Here is a 22634-nt window from a genome sequence, read left to right as displayed (position 1 = left end):
CAGATACACCGCGTTGATTGGATCGCCAGCAAGCCGGCTCCTACAAAGATGAGATCGTCCCACGCAGAGTGTGGGAACGATCAGCCGCTGAGATTTACCGATGCAGGACGTACTGCCCGGCAAACCTCACGGCGTCATCATCGCTATTGGCATTCACAATCCGCGAATGCAACGTCAACCGCGCTCTTCCATAGCGCTGATACATCGCCAGAAACTTCTTCCACACCGCCGCACTCGGCGCCTGGCAAATCGCGATCGCGTCCATGGTCACTGGCAGCGGATAGCTGATTTGCCCTTCGTGAATCACGATGTGCCCGTCTTCAATCCCTTCTTCGCGCAAACGCAAATGCAGCCAGCCCCAACCCGCCAGTACCGCGCCGCAGTACAGGCTGCCGCCGAACATGGTGCTCTTGTGATTGACGTTGGCTTCCAGCGGCAAGTGCAGGCGCAGTTGCTGGTCGTGCCAGTCGAGCACTTTGATGCCCATGGCTTGCGTCAGGGGAATGTCGCGGTGGAGGACTGATTCCAGGTGACGACTGTCGCGGTTCATGACGGGGCCTTTTGTTTGAAGAGGACGGTTTGACGGTCGATCAATCGAGTTCGTCGCTCGGGTGGTGGTCGGCGAAATTCAGTCCGTGCTTGCGCAGTTTGTCGTGCAAGGTTTTGCGCGGAATGCCGAGGGCTTCGGCGAGACTGCGCACCGAGCTGTGAGAGCGCGCCAGTTCGGCGGCAATCAGCGATTTCTCGAAGTTTTCCACCTGCTCGCTCAAGCCGCCGCTGACCGCTTCAACCGTAGTGCCCGCCGTGCCTTCCGGCGCGTTGTTGTCCAGCGCCAGTTCCAGGCCCAGGGCAAAACGCTCGGCGGCGTTTTGCAATTCCCGCACGTTGCCCGGCCAGGTGTGACGAAGCAGCAGCGCCCGTTGCCCCGGTTGCAGTTCGTGGGGCGGCAAGCCATGGCGAGCACTGGCTTCATCGGCGAAGTGCTGGAACAGCATCAGCGCATCTTCACCGCGTTCGCGCAGCGGCGGAATGCGCAGCGGGGCGACGTTCAGGCGGTAATACAAGTCGGCGCGGAAGCGGCCCTGATCGGCGGCCTGGCGCAGGTCTTCCTTGGTCGCGGCGATGATGCGGATGTCCAGCGGGATCAACTGATTGCCGCCCAGACGCTCGACTACACGTTCTTGCAGCAAGCGCAGCAATTTCACCTGCACGTCCAGGCTCATGCTTTCGATTTCATCGAGGAAAACCGTGCCGCCGCTGGCGAATTCGAACTTGCCGATACGGCGCTTCTGCGCACCGGTAAATGCGCCCGGCTCGTGACCGAACAACTCGCTTTCCACCACGGATTCGGCCAGAGCCCCGGCGTTGATCGCCACGAACGGGCCGTTACGCCGGTTCGACAAATCGTGCAGCGCCCGCGCCACGACTTCTTTGCCGGCGCCGGTTTCGCCGAGAATCAGTACATCGGCCTTGGTCGCCGCCAGTGCGCCGATCTGCTCGCGCAGACGCAGCATTGGTGCCGATTGCCCGACCAGTCTTGTGCTCAATTCATTGCGGTCGCTGAGGGCCAGACGCAAGCTGCGGTTGTCCAGCACCAGTCGGCGCAGGGCCAACGCGCGGCGCACGCTGTCGAGCAAGGCGTCGCTGGCGAAGGGTTTTTCCAGAAAGTCGTAAGCGCCAGCGCGCATGGCTTGCACCGCCAGCGGTACATCGCCGTGACCGGTGATCAGCAGCACCGGCAGCTCCGGGTCCTGGGCGTGCAGTTCGGTCAGCAGTTCGAGACCGTCCATGCCGGGCATGCGGATATCGCTGACCACCACGCCTGGCCAGTCGCGCTCCAATTGCCCGGCCAAGCCCTTGGCTTCGGCGAGCGGCAGGATTTTCAGGCCGGCCAGATCCAGCGTCTGGCTCAGGGCCTGGCGCAGATGGGGATCATCGTCGATCAGCACGACCTGGATGCGGTTGTCGATGGTCATGCACTTCGGTCCTCGGACGGTTGCAGGCTCACGCCCGGTGCGCCTGCGCGCAGTTTCAGGGTAATCAGGGCGCCGCCTTCCTTGTGGTTGGCGAACGACAGTTCACCGCCGAAGGCGCGCATCAGGGTTTCGCAAATCGCCAGCCCCAGACCGAGCCCCTGCGTACGGGTCTTGGTGGTGTAGAAGGGCTCGCTGGCGCGGCCAAGAGCCTCCATGCAAAAGCCGGGGCCGTTGTCGCGAATGTACAGATTGACGCCGTCGGCGGTGGATTGGGCACTCAACCAGAGTTTACGCGGCGGGCCTTTTTCCGTCAGCGCGTCCAGTGCGTTGGCCAGCAGGTTGCCGAGCACCTGGCGCAGACGGGTTTCCCCGGCCTCGACCCACAGCGTGGCGGCGGGCAAATCGCGGATCAGCTCGACTTCCATGCTCCGCCGACGCTTGGCCAACAGCGCCAGCGCGTCGTCGAGCGCCGGTTGCAGCGCGACGCTTTCCGGCGCGTGGCGATCACGCCGGGCAAAGGCGCGCAGGTGCGCGATGATCGAAGCCATGCGGCCGGTCAGTTCGCTGATCAGTTTGAGGTTGCCGCGCGCATCGTCGGTGCGCTGATGATCGAGCAGCACTTCGGCGTTTTCCGCGTAGCTGCGGATGGCGGCCAGCGGTTGATTCAGTTCATGGCTGATGCTTGCCGACATGGTCCCGAGCGCCGACAACTTGCCGGCCTGCACCAGGTCATCCTGGGCGCGTACCAGTTCCTGCTGGGCGTGTTCGCGCTCCAGCACTTCCTGTTTCAGTCGGCGGTTCAGGCCTTCGAGGTCGCTGGTTCGTTCAGCGACCCGGCCTTCCAGTTCGCGCCGGGCCTTGGCTTCGAAGGCGATCCGTTCGAGGTAGTGACGGCGCCGTTGCATCATCAGGCCGAGCAGCAGCATCAACACCAGCAGCGTCGCGCCGCCGATGGCGACCACCGTGCGCACCGGGCGATCAATCAAAGTGCGCGGTGCAAGAATGCTGACGCTCCAGCCGGTTTCGTCGATCTGCCGGGTCTGGGTCAGCCAGGCGTCAGGATTGAGATTCAACGGTTTCGGGTCGCGGGTCGGATAGGGTTGAATCGCGGTGATTGCCTCGCGCTCACCCTCGCCCAGTGGCCGGGTCGCGCGGAATCGCCACTCTGGCCGCGAGGTGAGGATGACCACGCCGTTGTGGTCGGTGACCAGCAGTTGTTCCGGAGTTTTACCCCAAAGGCTTTCGGTGTGGTCCAGGTCGACCTTGACCACCAGCACGCCGAGGATTTTTTCGCCGTCACGCACGGCCGCCGCAAAGAAGTAACCGCGTTTGGCCGAGGTGGTGCCCAGCCCGAAAAACCGCCCGAGACGCCCGGCCATGGCTTCGCTGAAGTAGGGGCGGAACGAAAAATTCCGGCCGACGAAGCTGTCGTGTTTGTCCCAGTTGGACGCCGCAAGGGTCTTGCCGGTGGTGTCCATCAGGTACATGACTTCGGCACCGGTCTGCGCGCTGATGTTCTTCAGCAGGCGGTTGGCATTGCCTTGGGTCACACCGTCGTCGGGGGCCCCGAGCGTGGCGCGCAGGGCCGGCAGGTCGCCGAGGATCTGCGGCAGCACTTCATAACGGTGCAGGGTGCCCAGCAGGTTGGCGACGTACAAGTCGAGGGTCTGCCGGTTCTGCCCGGCCAGTTCGCTGCGGTAATAACGCTCGGCCAGATGCTCCAGCGGCCACAGCAACGGCGCCAGGCACAGCGCCAGCAGGGCGAGGCTACGCCAACGGGGTCTGCGGGGGAGGGTTGGAGTCATGAGCATCAGGCGCCTGAGGGTACAGGCGCATTATGCCTAGGCTTGCCCGGCAAGACACTCGCGCAGCGCGGTTTGCCAGTCTGGCTGACTGACGCCCCATTCGCGGAGCAGGCGACTGCAATCGAGGCGCGAGTTCAACGGTCGGGCGGCAGGCGTCGGGTAATCGCTGGAAGGGATGGGCAACAGGTGCGCGCAAGGCTTGCCCTGTTTGCGCAGCGCTTCACCAATGGCCTGGGCGAAACCGAACCATGAGGTTTCACCTTGAGCGGTCAGGTGATAAGTGCCCCAGGCGCCCCGCTCACCGGCCTGCCAGCGCTCGATCAGGGCGAGGGTGCTGTTGGCGATCGTGCCGGCCCAGGTGGGCGCGCCGATCTGATCGGCAACGATGCGCAACTCGGGTTTTTCTTGCAGCAGACGCTGCATCGTCAGCAGGAAATTGCTGCCACTGGCCGAGTAGACCCAACTGGTCCGCAGAATCAGATGCATGCCCCCCACCGCCGTGATGGCTTGTTCGCCAGCCAGTTTGCTCTGGCCGTAGACCCCCAGCGGCTTGGGCGCGTCGGCTTCGTTGTAAGGCTCGCCCTTGCTGCCGTCGAACACATAATCGGTGGAGTAGTGAATCAGCGGGATGCCCAGCGCCAGTGCTTCTTCGGCCAGAATTCCCGGGCCCGTCGCGTTGATGGCGAACGCCAGCTCAGGTTCGCTTTCTGCCCGATCGACCGCCGTGTGAGCGGCGGCGTTAATGATCAGGTCGGGACGAACGCGCCGGACCTGCTGACGAATCTGCTCCGGTTGAGCCAGATCGAGTTGATCGCGCCCCAGCACCATGAGTTCATCAGCCGCGCTCAAGCGGCGCTGCAGTTCGCGGGCGACCTGGCCGTGCTGGCCAATGATGAGAATTCGCAAAGGGATTTTCATGGAAGCAGTTCAGATTCCTGCCAGCTTTTACCGTGTTGGTCCTTTTCTGACAGTTGAGGCGCTTCTTCCAGTTCCCAGTCGATGGCCAGTGTCGGATCGTCCCAGCGAATGCAGCGATCTGACGCCGGGTCGTAATAGTCGGTGGTTTTGTAGAGAAACTCGGCGTACTCGCTGAGTACCAGGAAGCCATGGGCGAAGCCTTCCGGTATCCACAACTGACGATTGTTCTGTGCGGACAAACGCACACTGGCCCAGCGTCCGAAGTTTGGCGAACTGCGGCGGACATCAAGGGCCACATCGAGTACTTCCCCCGCAGTCACCCGAACCAGCTTGCCCTGGGTGTGTTGCACCTGATAGTGCATGCCACGCAGCACGCCTTTTCGCGAACGCGAGTGGTTGTCTTGAACGAACGCTTTCTTGAGGCCGGTGGCGTTTTCAAACTCACGGACATTGAAGCTTTCATAGAAAAACCCACGTTCGTCACCAAAGACCTTCGGCTCGATAATCAGCACACCTGGTAACTGGGTGGGGGTGACTTTCATTACGCTTCTCCGGCAATCGTATAGAGATACTGGCCATAACCGGTCTTGCCGAAATACTTCGCTCGCTCAAGCAAGTGCTCGCGATCGATCCAGCCATTCATGTAGGCAATTTCTTCGAGACAGGCCACTTTCAGTCCCTGGCGGTGCTCGATGGTTTGCACGTATTGCGACGCTTCAAGCAGGCTGTCGTGAGTGCCGGTGTCGAGCCAGGCGAAACCGCGGGTAAAGCGCTCGACCTGAAGTTTGCCGCGTTGCAGATAGGCGTTGTTAACATCGGTGATTTCCAGCTCGCCGCGCGGTGACGGTTTGACGGCCTTGGCAATGCGGATAACGTCATTATCGTAGAAATACAGCCCGGTGACCGCATAGCTGGACTTTGGCTTGAGCGGTTTTTCTTCGATCGAGATGGCGCGGCCTTCTGCGTCGAAGTCGATCACGCCAAAGCGCTCCGGGTCCTTGACCCAATAGCCGAATACCGTCGCGCCGCTGGTTTGCTGCGCCGCTCTTTGCAACTGGCCACCGAAGTGCTGACCGTGGAAGATGTTGTCACCGAGGATCAGGCACACCGGGTCGTCGCCGATGAATTCCTCACCAATCAGAAACGCCTGGGCCAGGCCATCCGGCGTAGGCTGTTCGGCGTAGCTGAAATGGACGCCGAACTGACTGCCGTCACCCAGCAGGTTGCGGTACTGCGGCAGATCCTGCGGGGTGGAAATCACCAGGATTTCCTTGATGCCAGCCAGCATCAACACCGAGATCGGGTAGTAGATCATCGGCTTGTCGTAGATCGGCAACAGCTGTTTGGAAACGCCTAGCGTGATCGGGTGCAGGCGCGTGCCCGACCCTCCAGCCAACACAATTCCTTTCATCATGCGAGTAACTCCTTGATATCGGTGGAGCCTAGTCGTTCACCCTGATAACTGCCATCTTGAACGCGGCGGCACCATTCCAGGTTTTCCAGATACCACTGAACGGTTTTGCGCAGACCGGTTTCGAAGGTTTCTTCCGGCACCCAACCCAGGTCGCGCTCGATTTTGCCGGCATCGATCGCGTAACGCAGATCGTGCCCGGGGCGGTCCTGGACGAAGGTGATCAAGTCGGCATATCGGGTAACACCGGCTGGTTTGACCGGGGCAAGTTCTTCGAGCAGGGCACAGATGCTGCGCACCACGTCGATGTTCGTCTGTTCGTTGTGTCCGCCAATGTTGTACGTCTCGCCGACGACACCTTCGGTGACTACTTTGAGCAACGCTCGTGCGTGATCCTCGACGAACAGCCAGTCGCGGATCTGCAGGCCGTTTCCGTAGACCGGCAGCGGTTTGCCGGCCAGCGCGTTGAGAATCACCAGCGGAATCAATTTTTCGGGGAAGTGGAACGGGCCATAGTTGTTCGAGCAGTTGGTCAGCAATACCGGCAGCCCGTAGGTGCGCTGCCACGCGCGGACGAGGTGGTCCGAGGCCGCTTTGCTGGCGGAGTACGGCGAGCTTGGCGCGTACGAAGTCGTTTCGGTGAACAGATCATCGACACTGTGCAGGTCGCCGTAGACTTCATCGGTGGAGATATGGTGGAAGCGGAAGGCGCTTTTTTCCGGCTCGGCCAGCGTGTGCCAATAGGCGCGAGTGGCTTCCAGCAAGCTGTAGGTGCCGACGATATTGGTTTGAATGAAGTCCGAAGGCCCATCGATGGAGCGGTCGACATGGGACTCAGCCGCCAGGTGCATGATGGCGTGTGGCTGGAAACGTGTCAGTACGGCGCTCACGGTGGCTTGGTCGACAATATCGGCCTGCACGAACTCGTAGCGAGTGTCGGTGGCAATGCTGGTCAGCGATTCGAGATTGCCCGCATAGGTCAGTTTGTCCAGGTTGAGCACTTCATGCTCGGTGTGCCGAATCAGCTGGCGAACCAGGGCAGAGCCGATGAAACCGGCGCCGCCGGTGATAAGAATACGCATGTGGGCCAGCCTTTTTTTCCGTCAGACGATATAGCGAAGATCATAGCTTGTCGGCAGGAGAGTGGTGGTGCAAGAGGGTTGTGTCTGCAATTTGGGTTTTGTGGCGTAAACAGGGGGTTGATTATCGACCGATGCGGTGGCGATATAAGCGCCTAATAAAATTTCAGGGGTTGTTGTATGCCGCTCGCCACGTTGATTCATCGCGCCAGTTTGCCCAGCCCGCAAGTGTCTGCGGAGCAAGCGCTTGAGCTGCTCGAGGGGCATTACGGGCTGAGCGCAAAGCTGCAGGCGCTCGGCAGCCAGCAAGACCTGAACTTCCGCGTTGACAGTAAGCATGGGCGTTTCGTCCTGAAAATCTGCCGGGGCGACTATTCGGTGCTGGAGCTGCAAGCCCAGCATGCCGGGCTCAAGCATCTGGCCGAACACTCCGGTGTGCCGGTGCCGCGAGTGATTGCCGCGCAAAGCGGCGCCGACCTGCTGTCACTGGAAATCGACGGGCAAGCGGTGCACGTACGCCTGCTCGAATACATCGAGGGCCAGTCGCTTACACATCTCGATCATCTGCCCGGATCCGTGGTGGCCGGTTTCGGCCGACTCTGCGGCGAAATGGACCTGGCGCTGGCCGCTTTCGATCATGCGGGCCTTGAGCGCACCCTTCAGTGGGACGCCCGCCACGCGAATGCGTTGATCGCGCATTTGCTGCCGGTGATTGCAGATGACCGACAACGCGCGTTGATCGCCGAAGTGGCCGAACAGGCCGAGCGGCATTTGCAGCCGCTGGTGAACAAGTTGCCGGTACAAGCCATTCACATGGACATCACCGACGACAACGCGGTCTGGCAGCGCGATGCGCAACGCCAGTGGCAATTGCAGGGCGTGATCGATTTTGGCGATCTGGTCCGCACGTGGCGCATTACCGACCTGTCGGTGACCTGCGCGGCGCTGCTGCACCATGCCGGTGGCGATCCGTTCTACATTTTGCCGGCGGTTCAGGCTTATCACGCGGTCAATCCGTTGCAACACGAAGAGCTGCTGGCGCTGTGGCCATTGATCGTTGCGCGGGCGGCGGTGCTGGTGCTCAGCGGCGAGCAGCAGGTCAGCATCGACCCGGGTAATGCCTACAGTCGCGACAACCTGACCCATGAGTGGGAGATTTTCCGCGTGGCCACGTCGGTGCCGTTGGCGTTGATGGAAGCGGCGATCCTCACCTCGGTGGGTCACAGCCTGCCGGACATCGGCAGCGAAGGCTTCGCACCGCTGCTGCCGAGCCTGGTCGGGCGTGAGTTTGCCTTGATCGATCTGGGCGTATTGAGCCCGCATTTCGAGGCCGGTAACTGGGAGCAGGAGGGGATCGATCAGCGTCTGTTGAGCGAAGCGGCTGCGGCCCACGGCTTGGCAGCGAGCCGTTATGGACAATACCGTTTGTCCCGCACCCGCCCGGACAGTGCGTCGGAGCCAGACACCTGCCCATTGCATGTCGAGTTGCGGGTGCCTCACGGCACTGCGGTCGAATCGCCGTTTGCCGGGGTTGTTCATCAACCGGCGCCGGGTGTGCTGCAACTGGACGGCCCACAGTTGAGCGTGCGGTTGTGGGGCGTGACACCGTCGCTGCACACGGGTGCAGCACTGGTCAAAGGCCAGGTATTGGGTTCGGTCAGCGGCCCGTTGCGGGTGCAGTTGTGCCGAGGCGCGGCGCTCGATGCGCCGTTGTTTTGCACGCCTTCGCGCGCGGCGGCCTGGCAAGCGTTGTGCCCGTCACCGGCGGCGTTGCTGGGGCTGGCGTGCGATGCCGAGGCAGAGCTTGATTCGCAGACTTTGCTGGCGCGCCGCGACGCCAGTTTCGCCCGGACCCAGAAGCACTATTACGTCGACCCGCCGCGCATCGAGCGCGGCTGGCGCAATCACTTGATCGACATGCAGGGTCGCTCCTATCTCGACATGCTCAACAACGTCGCGGTGCTTGGCCATGGTCACCCGCGCATGGCCGCGGTCGCCAGTCGTCAGTGGTCGCTGCTCAACACCAACTCGCGGTTCAACTACGCAGCGGTTGCCGAGTTTTCCGAGCGCTTGCTGAAACTGTCGCCGGAGGGCATGGACCGGGTGTTCCTGGTCAACAGCGGCAGCGAGGCCAACGACTTGGCGATCCGCCTGGCGTGGGCCTACAGCGGCGGCCGCGACATCATCAGCGTGCTGGAGGCGTATCACGGCTGGACCGTGGGCGCGGACGCGGTCTCGACCTCGATCGCCGACAACCCCAAGGCCTTGAGCAGCCGTCCCGACTGGGTGCACCCGGTAACCGCGCCGAACACCTATCGCGGCGAATTCCGTGGCCCGGACAGTGCGCCGGATTATGTGCGCAGCGTCGAACACAACCTGGCGAAAATCGCGGCGCAGCAACGCCCGCTGGCCGGTTTCATCTGCGAGCCGGTGTATGGCAATGCCGGTGGTATTTCGCTGCCGCCGGGTTACCTGAAACAGGTCTATGCAATGGTTCGTGCGCAGGGCGGCGTGTGCATCGCCGACGAAGTGCAGGTGGGTTACGGCCGCATGGGCCATTTCTTCTGGGGCTTCGAAGAGCAGGGCGTGGTGCCGGACATCATCACCATGGCTAAAGGCATGGGTAACGGCCAACCGCTGGGCGCGGTGATCACCCGTCGGGAAATCGCCGAAGCGCTGGAGGCCGAGGGCTACTTCTTCTCGTCGGCGGGGGGCAGCCCGGTCAGTTGCCAGATCGGCATGGCCGTTCTGGATGTGATGGAGGAGGAAAAACTCTGGGAAAACGCCCAGGTCGTGGGCGGGTATTTCAAGGAGCGTCTTGAGGCGCTGATCGACAGTCATCCATTGGTAGGCGCGGTGCACGGTTCCGGTTTTTATCTGGGCGTGGAGTTGATCCGCAACCGCGAGACCCTGGAACCGGCGACCGAGGAGACGACGGCGCTGTGTGACCGGTTGCGGGAGCTGGGGATTTTCATGCAGCCGACCGGTGATTACTTGAACGTCCTCAAGATCAAACCGCCGATGGTTACGTCGCGCCAGAGTGTGGATTTCTTTGTCGACATGCTGGCGAAGGTGCTTGACGAAAACCTGTAGGAGCCGGCTTGCCGGCGATAGCGGCAGGTCAGTCGACGTAAATGTTGAATGATAAGACGCCATCGCTGGCAAGCCAGCTCCTACAGGTGGCGGGGGTGACTAAGTCCGATTGTTATCGGGTTTTAGTGCTGTTGTTTTCGACAGAAGGAAGATTAATCGCTTTTAAAGCCGATTTTTATCGGCTATAAAGTCGCCATTGCCGCGGCGTGTCTCTTCACGTCCGGCGCTTCCCTTTCTGTCATCGGTCGATGCCAAACTCGACCCACAGCACTTGCCCGGAGATGATTCATGAGCCGTATCGTTACCGTCGCCGCCACCCAGATGGCCTGTTCCTGGGACCTTGAAGCCAACCTCGAAACCGCTGAAAGGCTGGTCCGTGAGGCTGCGGCCAAAGGCGCGCAGATCATCCTGATCCAGGAACTGTTCGAGGCACCGTACTTCTGCCAGAAGCCGAACCCGGATTACCTGCAACTGGCCACGACGGTTGAAGACAACGTCGCCATCAAGCATTTCCAGAAAGTCGCCAAAGAACTGCAAGTAGTGCTGCCGATCAGCTTCTACGAACTGGCCGGTCGCGCACGTTTCAACAGCATTGCGATCATCGATGCCGACGGCTCCAACCTCGGGATTTATCGTAAAAGCCACATCCCAGACGGCCCTGGCTATCACGAAAAGTATTACTTCAACCCGGGCGATACCGGCTTCAAAGTCTGGAACACCCGCTACGCGAAAATCGGCGTAGGCATCTGCTGGGATCAGTGGTTCCCGGAATGCGCGCGCAGCATGGCGTTGCTGGGTGCGGAAATTCTGTTCTACCCGACGGCCATCGGCAGCGAGCCGCACGACAAGACCATCTCGTCCCGCGATCATTGGCAGCGTGTGCAACAGGGCCATGCCGGTGCCAACCTGATGCCGCTGATCGCCAGTAATCGTATCGGCAATGAGGAGCAGGACGGGTACGACATCACCTTCTACGGCTCGTCGTTCATCGCCAACCAGTTCGGCGAGAAGGTTCAGGAACTCAATAAAACCGAAGAAGGCGTATTGGTTCATCGCTTCGACCTCGACGAACTGGAGCACATCCGCAGCGCATGGGGCTCGTTCCGTGATCGCCGCCCGAACCTATACAATGCGCTCAAAACCCTCGACGGTTCCCTGGAGTCCTGACCGCATGACCACTTTAAACAGCACCCCGCGCGCCGACGGCTTCTACATGCCCGCCGAGTGGGCGGCGCAAACCCAAACCTGGATGATCTGGCCAGAGCGTCCGGACAACTGGCGCCTGGGCGGCAAACCGGCGCAAGCCGCACACGTGGCGGTGGCCAAGGCCATTGCGCGTTTCGAACCGGTGACCGTGGCGGTGTCCGCCGGTCAATACGAAAACGCTCGGGCGCGTCTCGATGTGCCGAATATTCGTGTGGTCGAGATGTCCAGCGACGACGCCTGGGTCCGCGACACCGGTCCGACATTCGTCATCAATAACAGTGGTGAAGTCCGTGGCGTGAACTGGGATTTCAATTCGTGGGGCGGTTTTGACGGTGGGTTGTATTCGCCGTGGAACCGCGACTCGCAGGTCGGCGGCAAGATCCTCGAGATCGAGCGCAGCCCGCGTTATCGCACCGAGGGTTTTGTGCTCGAGGGCGGTTCGATTCACGTGGATGGCGAAGGCACGCTGATCACCACTGAAGAATGCCTGCTCAACCGCAATCGCAACCCGCACATGAACCGCGCGGAAATTGAAGCGATGCTCAGCGCGAATCTGGCTGTGGATAAAATCATCTGGCTGCCGGACGGTTTGTTCAACGACGAAACCGACGGCCATGTGGATAATTTCTGCTGCTACGTGCGACCGGGCGAAGTGTTGCTGGCCTGGACCGACGACCCGCAAGACCCGAATTACCCGCGCTGCCAGGCGGCGATGAAGGTGCTGGAAAGCAGCACCGACGCCAAGGGTCGCCCATTCAAGGTGCACAAGATGCCGATTCCCGGGCCGCTGTATGCGACCGAAGAAGAGTGCGCCGGTGTCGACCCGGTGGACGGAACTCAGGAGCGCAATCCGACCGTGCGTCTGGCCGGTTCCTACGTGAACTTTCTCATCGTCAACGGCGGCATCATCGCGCCAAGTTTCGACGACCCACTGGATGGTCCGGCCAAAGAGATTTTGCAGAGCCTGTTCCCGCAACACGAAGTGGTGATGGTGCCGGGCCGCGAACTGTTACTGGGAGGCGGTAACATCCACTGCCTTACCCAACAACAGCCCGCGCCGCACAAGGAGTGAGTGGGGTTGTAACAGCTTGAGTTGATTGCTAAATCGCTCAGGCAAACGTTTTCCCCGTACGCCTCGCAGAAAGCCCGCAGCCCGTCAGGACTGCGGGCTTTTTTTGTATCCGCTCGTCGACCATCCAGACACATTGGCACAGCTCTTGTATCTCACCAGGTGTAGACAGGGAGGGGGAGGACTTCGATGTTCTGTCATAAACCTTGGATAAGTTAGCCGCTCACAAACCAGGAGAGAGCGCGGAAATGAACGCCGAAATGAATGTGGTGAGCGAGCGGGCATTGCATCCCCTGGCAGTAAAGAACAGCGATTCGCTCCAGATTCTGGCGCACTGGTTGAAGTCCAATGGAACGCGTCAGATCAGGGAACCTGATCCGCGCCGGATGATGATCGAGCGTTACCCCGCTGGTTTATTCAGCGAAGCGGAACTGGAAGCGTTGTGGGATGTGATGGAAGGATAAGAAGAAAAACAACGGATTGATAAAAGCGCTGCCGGGAGGGCGGCGCTTTTTTATGGGCGATGGTTTTGTGGGAGTTACGCAGACCCCTGTAGGAGCTGGCTTGCCAGCGATGGCGGTTTTTCATCCAGCATCAATGTTGAATGTTATGGCCTCATCGCTGGCAAGCCAGCTCCTACAGGGAGGTAGTGTGAAGTCTGGATCTTTGGTGTTTAGAAGCTGTAAGTCCCGGTCACCACCACGCTGCGCGGTTCACCCGGTTGAATCTGCGCCGCGCTGGTGGCCGACGAGTAATAGGTTTTGTCGCTGATGTTGTTCAGCGCCGCGCGCAAATCCCAATCCTTCTGACGGAACCCGGCCAACGCATCCCAACGGCCATAACCCGGCAGTACGGTGGTGTTGAGGTTGTCGGCGTAGCGCTGGCCCACCAGGGTCAAACCGGTTTCGGCGTACCAGCCCATTTCCGGTTTCCAGGTCAGGAACAGGCTGCCGTTGTGCTTGGCCACGTTGCTGATGCGCTTGCCTTCAAAGCCGTTGTTGTCCTTCTCGACCGTCGCGTCCTGCACGCCCACGCCACCGCGCACGTACCAGTTGCCGACAATCTTGCCGGTGCCGGTCAGCTCGATCCCGCGGGAACGTTGCTTACCGGTAAGCAAGGTAATGGTCGGGTTGAGCGGATCGCTGGTGCGACGGTTGTAAAGCTCCAGTTCGTAGATCGCCAGCGTGGTGCTCAGGCGATCATCGAGCCAGTCGCTCTTCACGCCGATTTCCTTCTGCTTGGTCAGCTCGGGGCTCAGGTCGTTGGTGTTGCCGGCAGCGCCAGGCGTGATGCCGATCAAGCCACCGCCCACCGGGGAAAAGGTCTTGGTCCATGACGCATAGAAGGAGTGATTCTGCAGTGGCGTCCAGACCAGTCCTACACGTGGGCTGGTGCTGTGGCTGTCGCGGTCCTCGGAAATGTCCCGCAGGTTGTTGGTCGATTCGATGTCGAAGGTGTCATAGCGCAGACCGCCCAACAGTTGCCATTCATCGTTCAGGCGCAGTTGATCCTGCACGTACACCGCACGGCTTTCGACTTCGGTGTGGTTGTCGCTGGATACCTGCATGCGTCCGGTGTGACGCAAATTGCGATTAGGGCTGTTCAGGTTCAGCGCCGGAACGGGCCGACTGCCGGGGCCGGTTGTGGCGGCGGTGTACAGGATCGGGTCGCGGCGCTGGCTGCCGATTTCGATGCCGGTCAGCAATCGATGCTCAAGGCCAAAGGTATCGAAACCGCCCTCCAGCTCAACGTTGTTAAACACGTTGCGGGTATTCAGGTCCTGCTGCCAGTGCTGGCGCGTGACCAAGTTGGTCGCCGGGGTGTAGCCGATCAGGTAGGTGTTGTCGAAATCGCTGTTGAGCTTGAACACGCCCAAGGTCTGACGCAGTTGCCAGTTCTCGTTGATGTCATAGCTGAGTTTCGAGCGCAGGGATTGCGACTTGTCATCGATGAAATCGTTATCGCTGCCGTAGGTCGTATCCCGTCCGACATCGGCCGGGCGTCCGTTGACACCGGGAATTCCGCGATCCGGCGTACGGTTGTAGCGGCTGTATTCGTACTGCACCAACCAGTTCAGGTCCGGTGTCAGTTGCCAGCTCATCGACGGCGCGAACAACTGGCGATTGCCGCTGACGCCATCGCGGAAACTGTTCTGATCCATGTTGCCCATGTTCAGACGCAGGCTGATGTTCTCGCTGGGGTCAGTGCTCAGGTCCGCGTAAAGGCTGCGCAAATCGTTGCTGCCACCCTGGGCTTCGATGGTCGAACGGCGGCCGAATTCCGGCAACTTGCTGACCCGGTTGACGATCCCGCCCTGGCTGCCACGGCCGTACAACACCGCCGCCGGCCCCTTGAGGACTTCGATGCGCTCGATGTTGTGCAGGTCGCGCACGTATTGGCTGTCGTCCCGAATACCGTCCAGGTAAAAGTCGTTGCTGGCGTCGAAACCGCGAATGCGCAAGCTGTCGAAACGGGTGTCGGCGCCGCTGCTGACGTTGGGCATTCCGCTCAGCGCCGTGCCCAGATCGTTGGTCCCGTAATCGACGACGTTCGAGGTTTTTATCGAGTCGATGGCTTGTGGCACGTAGCGTACCGGCGTGGCCGTGCGGGTCGCTGTGCTGGTTTCTTTCACACGTGGATCGTCAGCCTCTGCTTCGGCGCTGATCGAAGTAGCCGGCAGGGTTGTAGGCGCGGCGTAGGAAAAACCGGCAGATAGCAAGGCAGAGAGCCCAAGACTGAAGGGCGTAAGACGAAATGGGGCAGGCATTAAGGACGCATCCGTAGGATTTTGGGTAGTATCGTGAAGGGTGCGAATGGTAATGCTTGCTATTTACTTCCGTGAATTATTCCTGAGAAGTTCCTTTGTTTGATTGTTTCAATTTGTGTCGTAGTTGTTACAGAAAGGATTTTCAGCATTCGACCGATTCATGAAACAGACTGAAAGCCATTCCGGCGTTTTTCAGAAACCGTCGCGGGGCTAACCTGCCGGCATCGATTTTTCCTACCTTATCGCCGGAGCCTTCCCATGATCCTTCACTACATTTACGACCCGTTGTGCGGCTGGTGCTACGGCGCAAAACCATTGGTGCAAGCCGCTCAGGCCGTTCTGCCGGTGATTGCCCATGGCGGCGGCATGATGACTGGCGCCAACCGCCAGAGGGTCTCGCCACGTTTGCGTGACTACGTGATGCCCCACGACCGGCGCATCGCCGAGTACACCGGTCAGCCATTCGGCGAAGCGTATTTCGAAGGGTTGCTGCGTGACGAAACGGCGGTGTTCGACTCCGCTCCGCCGATTGCCGCCGTGCTCGCGGCGCAGCAGATCGCTGGCCGTGGGCTGGAGTTGTTAGGCCGTTTGCAGAGCGCGCATTACGTGGAAGGGCGGCGTATCGCCGATGAAGCCGTGTTGATCGAACTCGCCAGCGACATCGGTCTGGAAGCCGAAGCCTTCCTGTCAGCGTTTGAAAACGCCGATACCGATGGCCACATCAAAGCCAGTCGCGCCTTGTTGGCCAACGTCGGCGGCCATGGTTTCCCGACCTTCGCCCTGGAGCAGGATGGCCAGTTCACGTTGATCGACATCAGCCCGTGGCTGGGCAAGCCGCAAGCCTTCGCGGCATGGCTGAGTCAATCGCTTCCCGCAGACGCCGCGACATCCGAGTTTCAAGCCTGTGGCCTCACCGGCTGTGCCCACTGAATTCTCCCGGAGCCTCTCATGGATAACCTGAGCCTGATCAAAAGCACCTACGAAGGCGCCAACTCCCAGGAAAATGCGCGAAACACCGCCGCAGCCCTGGCCGATGACATTCGCTGGACCGAAGCCGCAGGCTTTCCCTACGCCGGCACCTACGTTGGTTTTGACGCCATCGTCGAGAACGTCTTCAAGCGTCTGGCCACCGAATGGGAAGGTTTTCAGCTGAAGATCGAGGACTACGTCGCACAGGGAGACAAGGTGTTTGCCTACGGCAATTACAGCGGAGTCTACAAAGCCACCGGCCGCTCGATGAATGCTCGCGTCGCCCATTTGTGGACCATCGCCAATGGCAAAGTTACCCATTTCGAACAATTCGTCGACAGCCACACCGTGCAGCTGGCAATCGTAGACAAGTAATTTCTTAGACGATTTTCACCTAATCACAGACGATTCATGAAATTGACACATGGTTAAGGGCGCGGATAGGATTCGCCCCAACGCCTGTGGCTAACCGCCATGACTCAAAAAAATAAAAAGGCCCGCTCCGCGATTTATCGTGGGCGGGCCTTTTTGTTTTCGGGTGAAAAAAGAGTGCGATAGCGCCGTTTCAGCCGTTCGACACAGCGCGTATCAACCCGAAATAAGGAAAAGAACAAAATGTTGAATAAGCGAATCAGCCTGATCGCTCTGGGGATGTTGAGTGCGACACAGGCCATGGCTAACGACCAGGCCGAATCCAAGGGTTTTGTTGAAGACAGCAGCCTCAAAGTGCTGCTGCGCAATGCGTACATCAATCGTGACTACAAAGACAGTCGTGAGGACAAAGCCGAGTGGGGCCAAGCGGCCATCGGCACGTTCTCGTCCGGTTTCACCCAAGGCACCGTCGGTGTGGGTGTGGATGCGTTCGGTCTGTACGCACTGCGTCTGGATGGCGGCAAGGGTCGCACCGGCGCGCAAGGCATCGACTTCTTCAAGAAGGGCGACAGCGGCAACGCGGCTGACGACCTGTCGAAGGGCGGCGCTGCGGTCAAATTCCGTCTCTCCAGCACCACGCTGACTTACGGTGACCAGATGCCGGCCCTGCCGGTGTTGAGCTACGACAACGTGCGCCTGCTGCCGGAAAGCTATACCGGCACGCTGATCACCTCCAAGGAGATCAAAGGCCTGGAACTGAACGCCGGTCGCTTCACCGCCGAATCGCGCAAAAGCGCGGAAGGCCGTGACAGCGGTGGCCTGAAGTCGATCAACGTATTGGGCGGTAGCTACCAGTTCACCGAGCAGTTCAAGGCTGCGGTGTACGCGTCTGACGTTGAAGACGTGTTGAAGAAGCAATACGTGAACGCCAACTACGTGTTCCCGATCGACAAGGATCAGTCCCTGACCCTCGACTTCAACGGCTACCGCACCAAGCTGGACGATTCCTACGTCCGCGAAAGCGGTGCAACCGGCGATGACAACAAAATCTGGAGCCTGGCAGCTACCTTCGCCACCGGCCCGCACTCGTTCACCGTCGCTCACCAGCGCAGCACCGGCGACAGCAACCTGGGCTACGCCTACGGCGGCTATCAGAAGGATCAAGGTCGCGTCGGTGACGGTGGCAACACCATCTACCTGGCGAACTCCTACTGGTCCGACTTCAACGCTGAAGACGAGCGCAGCTGGCAGGTCGGCTACGGTCTGGACTTCAGCACGTTCGGCGTTCCGGGCCTGAGCTACAACGTGGCTTACGTGCGCGGCGACAACATCACCACCTCCACCAGCGAAGGCGGTACCGAGCGCGAAATCTTCAACCAGTTCAAGTACGTCGTGCAAAGCGGCCCGGCCAAAGACCTGAGCGTGAAACTGCGCAGCTCGATCCTGCGTGTTTCGCAGAAGTCGAGTGAGTACAACGTCAGCGGCAACGAAGTCCGTGTGTTCGTCGACTACCCGATCAACATTTTCTGATGATCGGTTGCCGTATCGAGGCCTGATTAGAGGCTGAGAACGAAGAAGCCCCGACTGGTTCGGGGCTTTTTTGTGGGCGGCGCGAGGCTCTAGGTCGCGGCAAGTGCGTCAGGTGCTCAACGACTACTGACGCAAAATGATCAAAACGAGCATCCAGAATGATTGATTTGCGCAATTTGTAAGGGTGGCATAAGATTATTTTGACTGAATCAATCACTCTTGTGATCGGTTCAGTCAGTTTCGAGGTGAAACACGTCTTACCCCACAATTATAAAAGGAGACCCTCGTGGCCCAATTTCCTATCAAGCGCACCATAGAACGCATTCCGGGCGGCATGATGATCGTGCCCCTGCTGATCGGTTCGCTGGTCGCCACCTTCATGCCTGATACGCCCAAGTTTTTCGGCTCCTTCACCAACGCGCTGTTCACCGGAGCGTTGCCTATCCTCGCGGTGTTCTATGTGTGCATGGGCGCGAGCATCAACATCAAGGCCACGCCTTACCTGCTGAAGAAGGGCGGCACGCTGCTGATTACCAAAGTCGGCATCGCCGTGCTCATCGGTATCGTGCTCGGGCATTTCCTGGGCGAGCAGCCGATTTCGTCAGGCCTGTTCGCCGGCATCTCGACGTTGGCGGTGGTCGCCGCGATGAACGACACCAACGGCGGTTTGTACATGGCGCTGATGGGGCAGTACGGTCGCTCCGAAGATGTCGGTGCCTACTCGGTCATGTCCCTGGAGTCCGGCCCGTTTCTGACCATGGTCACCCTCGGCATCGCCGGCCTGTCGGCGTTCCCGTGGCCGACGCTGGTGGGCAGTATCCTGCCGCTGGCGCTGGGCATGTTGCTGGGCAATCTCGACCGCGACATGCGCGACTTCCTGGCCAAGGCCGTTCCGGTGATGATCCCGTTTTTCGCTTTGGCGCTGGGCGCAAGTCTGGATCTGCACAACGTCTGGCAGGCCGGTTTGCTGGGTCTCGGCATGGGTGTCGCCGTCGTTGTGTTGACCGGTATTCCACTGTTCTTCGCTGATCGTTTGACCGGTGGCACGGGCGTCGCGGGTGTCGCTGCGGCTACCACCGCCGGGAACGCCGCAGCCGTTCCTGCGCTGATCGCGGCGGCTAATCCGGTGTACGCCGAAGCGGCCAAGAGCGCGACCATATTGGTAGCCGCCTGCGTGGTGGTCACCGCGATTCTTGCGCCGATACTCACTGCCGCCGTCGCCAAGCGCGTACAAAAGCGCAACCCTGTCGTCGTCTCTGAGCAGGAGATCGAACCTCAAAAGCAGGAGGCGTTGCGATGAGGATTCTGATCATCGCCGATGATCTGTCCGGCGCGGCGGATTGCGCCATTGGTTTCGCGAGTGTGGGGCTGCAAACGGTGGTCACGCTCGATCCGCTGAACGACTCGGCCGATGCTCAGGTGATCGCTGCTGATACGGACACTCGCCGCCTCTCTGCGGCGCAGGCTGCCGAGCGCACCGTTGCCGCGTTCAAGGCGCTGCATCAGCCTGGGCAGCGGTTGTACAAGAAAATCGATTCGACCCTGCGCGGTAACTGGGCAGCGGAAGTCGCTGCCCTGCAACCCTTGGCCGGCCTGGCGATCGTCGCCCCGGCATTCCCTGCTACGGGGCGCACGTTGCGCGGCGGTCGGGTCTTCGTGAACGGTCAACCGCTGGAAACCACCGATACCTGGAAGCTCGAAAACGCTGATCGCCCAGCTGACGTAGAAGCGATGCTCATCGCCGCCGGCCTGAGTACCGCGAAGCTGGACCTCGACACTTTGCGCGGCAACGAAAATGCGCTCGCGCAGCACATCACCCAAGTCGCCCGCAGCGGCACGCAAGCGCTGATCGTCGATGCACAAATCGAAGACGATCTGCTGACCCTCGCTCGCCTGACTGCGTCGATGGATCAGCCGCTGTTCTGGATCGGTTCGGGAGGCCTGGCGCGGGAAATCGCTAGCCTTCCGGATTTCTCAGAAACGCGGTTCACGGCCATCGAACCGACGGCGCAGGAAAAAAACCAGGCGCCGATTCTGATCCTCGTCGGCAGCCTTTCCGGCGTCTGCGAGCGGCAATGCGCGCTGCTCAAGGAGCGCGGCGGTGTCAGCGAATTGGTCGTCCCGCCTGAGGTCCTTCGCCAGGGCGTCGCCCATGAAGATTGGGCAACCTGGCAGGCGCGCATTGGCGAGCAACTCGATGGCTGGAGCGACCTGCTGCTGCGCATCGGTCGCGATGATGCGTTCGATCCGCAAGAGGGCGCACAACTTTCAAGCATGTTGGCCGTGCTGGTCGAACCGCACTTCGCCAAGGTCGGCGGCCTGATCGCCACCGGCGGCGAAACGGCGCGGGCCATATTGACCACCGTCGGCATCGACAGCCTGCAACTCATCACCGAAATCGAGGCCGGCGTTGCCTTCGCCCGCCCGACTGTTTCCCGGCAAGGCCATCGTCCCGGCATCGTGACCAAGGCCGGCGCGTTCGGCACCGATCACGCTTTGTATGCAGCATGGCAACACCTGAGCGACAGCGCCGATCGCTCCTCGCCCCAACGCACACGAATCCAAGGACTCGAATGAACACTATGAGCAATTACCTCCCTATCATCGGCATCACCATGGGCGACGCCTCGGGTGTCGGTCCGGAAATCGTGGTCAAGAGCCTGACTCACGACATCGTCTATCAACAATGCCGACCGCTGGTGATTGGCGATGCGCGCCGTCTCGAACAAGCCAATGTGATCGTCGGCGGCAGCGCCAAAATTCGCCGCATCAAGGACGCTTCCGAGGCACGCTACGAGACCGGCGTGATCGACTGCATCGACCTCGACCTGATCCCCGACGACCTGCCATTTGGCGAACTCTCGCCCATCGCCGGTGACGCCGCTTACCAATACATCGCCCGTGCCGTCGAACTGGCGCAGGCCAATCAGATTGACGCGATCTGCACCGCGCCGCTGAACAAGGAAGCGCTGCACGCCGGCGGCCACAAATACCCCGGCCACACCGAAATGCTCGCGCACCTGACCAACGTCGATGAAGTTTCCATGATGCTGGTGGCACCGCAGCTGCGGGTAATTCACGTCACGACGCACATCGGCATCATCGATGCGATCCGCAAGATCGAGCCGGGCCTGGTTCAGCGCACCATTGAGCGTGGCAACGCGACATTGATCAAAGCCGGCATCGCCCGCCCGCGCATCGGCGTGTGCGGAATAAACCCGCATGCCGGTGAAAACGGCCTGTTCGGTTACGGCGAAGAGGAAGAAAAAATCATCCCTGCGGTGAAGCTGTTGCAGGAACGCGGCCTCGATGTCACCGGCCCGCTGCCGGCCGACACCCTGTTCTTCCGCGCCGGACGCGGCGACTTCGATCTGGTGGTCGCGATGTATCACGACCAGGGTCACGGCCCGGTCAAAGTGCTCGGCCTGGAGGCAGGCGTGAACGTCACCGTCGGCCTCGACGTGATCCGCACCTCGGTCGACCACGGCACCGCATTCGACATCGCCGGTAAAGGCATCGCCGATGAGCGCAGCCTGCTCGAAGCGCTGCGCCAGGGCGCGGAACTGGCTACGCGACGGGGATGAGTCGCAGGGGCGCTGTCGTGTAAGATCGACCACCGTCCACCGTGCGAGACCCGCCATGAAAGCCTCCGAACGCCACCGCGCCATCCTCGACCTCGTACGCATCGGCGATGCCAACGTCGAGCAATTGAGCGCGGCCCTCGGCGTTTCCGAAGCCACGGTGCGACGCGACCTGACCATGCTCGCCAAACAACGGCACCTGGTGCGCACCTACGGCGGCGCCACCGCCGTGGTCGGCGTGCATGAACCGGAAGCCTCCCTCGAAGAACGCAAAACCAGTCAGTGGGAACAGAAAGACGCCATCGCCCAAGCGGCGGCGGCGCATGTCCAGGACGGCGACACCGTCCTGCTCGACGGCGGCACCACCTGCGCCGCGCTGGCCCATCACCTGTGCTCGCGACAAGACGTGCACGTGGTCACCAACAACCTGCTGGCAGTGATGACCCTGGCCAATGCGCCGGGCATTCGCCTGACCTTGATCGGTGGCGACTTGCGCGGTTCGAGCATGAGCACGTTGGGGCCGTTGGCGGAGTTGACGTTAAGTCGACTGAGCGTCGACAAAGCCTTCCTCGGCGCGGACGGCGTGGTCGCGGAATTTGGCTTGTGCGAAGCGAGCGCGCAGCAGGCCTATCTCAAGGAATGCATCATCAAACGGGCGGCGCAGATTGTGGTACTCGCCGACACCGACAAACTCGGTCGTGCGCGGCAACAGCACTGGACGCCGATTGAGCGGGAGTGGCGGTTGATTACCGGGGCTACCGCCGATGAAGCTGCTCTCGCACCGTTTCACGCCCTCAAGCAAATCACCGTCGAAACCGTAATCGTCGATTAAACCCCCCGAACGTGTAGGAGCCGGCT

Annotated in this window: 19 protein-coding genes; 11 read left to right on the top strand and 8 right to left on the bottom strand. The window is 60.7% G+C overall.

Annotated elements, in window-relative coordinates; all coding sequences use genetic code 11:
* Positions 1-94: 94 nt before the first annotated feature.
* The 7 genes from KGA97_RS24020 to rfbB are packed head-to-tail and all read right to left on the bottom strand — an operon-like array spanning position 95 to position 7192.
* Complete coding sequence (locus tag KGA97_RS24020; RefSeq protein WP_223481642.1) at positions 95-550, bottom strand: thioesterase domain-containing protein; 456 nt, start codon at positions 548-550, stop codon at positions 95-97.
* Between the two features lie 40 nt (positions 551-590).
* Positions 591-1976, bottom strand: a complete 1386-nt coding sequence (locus KGA97_RS24015) for a sigma-54-dependent transcriptional regulator (RefSeq protein ID WP_223481641.1) — start codon at positions 1974-1976, stop codon at positions 591-593.
* On the bottom strand, positions 1973-3781 hold the full coding sequence (locus KGA97_RS24010) for an ATP-binding protein (protein WP_032832528.1): 1809 nt from the start codon (positions 3779-3781) through the stop codon (positions 1973-1975). Before KGA97_RS24010 ends, KGA97_RS24015 begins: the two co-directional genes overlap by 4 nt.
* Before the next feature lie 36 nt (positions 3782-3817).
* On the bottom strand, positions 3818-4687 hold the full coding sequence (gene rfbD, locus KGA97_RS24005; RefSeq protein WP_223481643.1) for a dTDP-4-dehydrorhamnose reductase: 870 nt from the start codon (positions 4685-4687) through the stop codon (positions 3818-3820).
* 8 nt (positions 4688-4695) lie between these two features.
* Positions 4696-5241 (bottom strand): dTDP-4-dehydrorhamnose 3,5-epimerase, encoded by a 546-nt coding sequence (rfbC, locus tag KGA97_RS24000; protein ID WP_008040112.1) that lies wholly within the window; start codon positions 5239-5241, stop codon positions 4696-4698.
* The gene (rfbA, locus tag KGA97_RS23995; protein WP_008040111.1) at positions 5241-6113 is read right to left on the bottom strand and encodes a glucose-1-phosphate thymidylyltransferase RfbA; all 873 of its coding nucleotides are present in this window, start codon (positions 6111-6113) and stop codon (positions 5241-5243) included. The genes rfbC and rfbA overlap by 1 nt, the downstream gene beginning before the upstream one ends.
* On the bottom strand, positions 6110-7192 hold the full coding sequence (gene rfbB / locus KGA97_RS23990; RefSeq protein WP_223481640.1) for a dTDP-glucose 4,6-dehydratase: 1083 nt from the start codon (positions 7190-7192) through the stop codon (positions 6110-6112). Before rfbB ends, rfbA begins: the two co-directional genes overlap by 4 nt.
* 177 nt (positions 7193-7369) lie before the next feature.
* On the opposite strand from rfbB, the gene KGA97_RS23985 reads away from it, so the two are divergent.
* The 4 genes from KGA97_RS23985 (at position 7370) to KGA97_RS23970 (ending at position 13021) form a co-directional block, all read left to right on the top strand.
* Positions 7370-10282 carry an aminotransferase gene (locus tag KGA97_RS23985; RefSeq protein ID WP_223481639.1) on the top strand — a complete coding sequence of 971 codons (2913 nt, stop codon included), beginning with the start codon at positions 7370-7372 and terminating at the stop codon, positions 10280-10282.
* 288 nt (positions 10283-10570) lie between these two features.
* Positions 10571-11449 carry an N-carbamoylputrescine amidase gene (gene aguB / locus KGA97_RS23980; protein ID WP_223434907.1) on the top strand — a complete coding sequence of 293 codons (879 nt, stop codon included), beginning with the start codon at positions 10571-10573 and terminating at the stop codon, positions 11447-11449.
* Positions 11450-11453: 4 nt separating this feature from the next.
* Positions 11454-12560 carry an agmatine deiminase gene (aguA, locus tag KGA97_RS23975; protein ID WP_192226771.1) on the top strand — a complete coding sequence of 369 codons (1107 nt, stop codon included), beginning with the start codon at positions 11454-11456 and terminating at the stop codon, positions 12558-12560.
* Positions 12561-12805: 245 nt separating this feature from the next.
* A complete protein-coding gene (locus tag KGA97_RS23970) occupies positions 12806-13021 on the top strand; it encodes a hypothetical protein (protein WP_008040104.1) in 216 nt (71 codons plus the stop codon).
* Positions 13022-13230: 209 nt separating this feature from the next.
* On the opposite strand, the gene KGA97_RS23965 is transcribed toward KGA97_RS23970, so the two are convergent.
* The gene (locus tag KGA97_RS23965; protein WP_223481638.1) at positions 13231-15324 is read right to left on the bottom strand and encodes a TonB-dependent receptor; all 2094 of its coding nucleotides are present in this window, start codon (positions 15322-15324) and stop codon (positions 13231-13233) included.
* Between the two features lie 258 nt (positions 15325-15582).
* On the opposite strand from KGA97_RS23965, the gene KGA97_RS23960 reads away from it, so the two are divergent.
* From KGA97_RS23960 to KGA97_RS23930, 7 genes are all read left to right on the top strand, one after another.
* Positions 15583-16254 carry a DsbA family protein gene (locus tag KGA97_RS23960; protein WP_223481637.1) on the top strand — a complete coding sequence of 224 codons (672 nt, stop codon included), beginning with the start codon at positions 15583-15585 and terminating at the stop codon, positions 16252-16254.
* An 18-nt stretch (positions 16255-16272) separates the two neighbouring features.
* Positions 16273-16668 (top strand): nuclear transport factor 2 family protein, encoded by a 396-nt coding sequence (locus tag KGA97_RS23955; RefSeq protein ID WP_223481636.1) that lies wholly within the window; start codon positions 16273-16275, stop codon positions 16666-16668.
* Positions 16669-16908: 240 nt separating this feature from the next.
* Positions 16909-18195, top strand: a complete 1287-nt coding sequence (locus KGA97_RS23950) for an OprD family porin (protein ID WP_008040100.1) — start codon at positions 16909-16911, stop codon at positions 18193-18195.
* A gap of 286 nt (positions 18196-18481) precedes the next feature.
* Entirely contained in the window at positions 18482-19495 is a 1014-nt protein-coding gene (locus tag KGA97_RS23945; RefSeq protein WP_192226783.1) for a 2-keto-3-deoxygluconate permease, read from the top strand.
* On the top strand, positions 19492-20772 hold the full coding sequence (locus KGA97_RS23940; protein ID WP_223481635.1) for a four-carbon acid sugar kinase family protein: 1281 nt from the start codon (positions 19492-19494) through the stop codon (positions 20770-20772). Before KGA97_RS23945 ends, KGA97_RS23940 begins: the two co-directional genes overlap by 4 nt.
* Positions 20773-20777: 5 nt before the next feature.
* Complete coding sequence (gene pdxA / locus KGA97_RS23935) at positions 20778-21779, top strand: 4-hydroxythreonine-4-phosphate dehydrogenase PdxA (RefSeq protein WP_192227011.1); 1002 nt, start codon at positions 20778-20780, stop codon at positions 21777-21779.
* 55 nt (positions 21780-21834) lie between these two features.
* A complete protein-coding gene (locus KGA97_RS23930) occupies positions 21835-22608 on the top strand; it encodes a DeoR/GlpR family DNA-binding transcription regulator (protein ID WP_192226787.1) in 774 nt (257 codons plus the stop codon).
* Positions 22609-22634: the final 26 nt, after the last annotated feature.

The organism is Pseudomonas sp. BF-B-15 (genome assembly GCF_019946675.1).
Classification (GTDB): domain Bacteria; phylum Pseudomonadota; class Gammaproteobacteria; order Pseudomonadales; family Pseudomonadaceae; genus Aquipseudomonas; species Aquipseudomonas migulae.
This window is presented reverse-complemented; position numbering and strand designations above follow the sequence as displayed.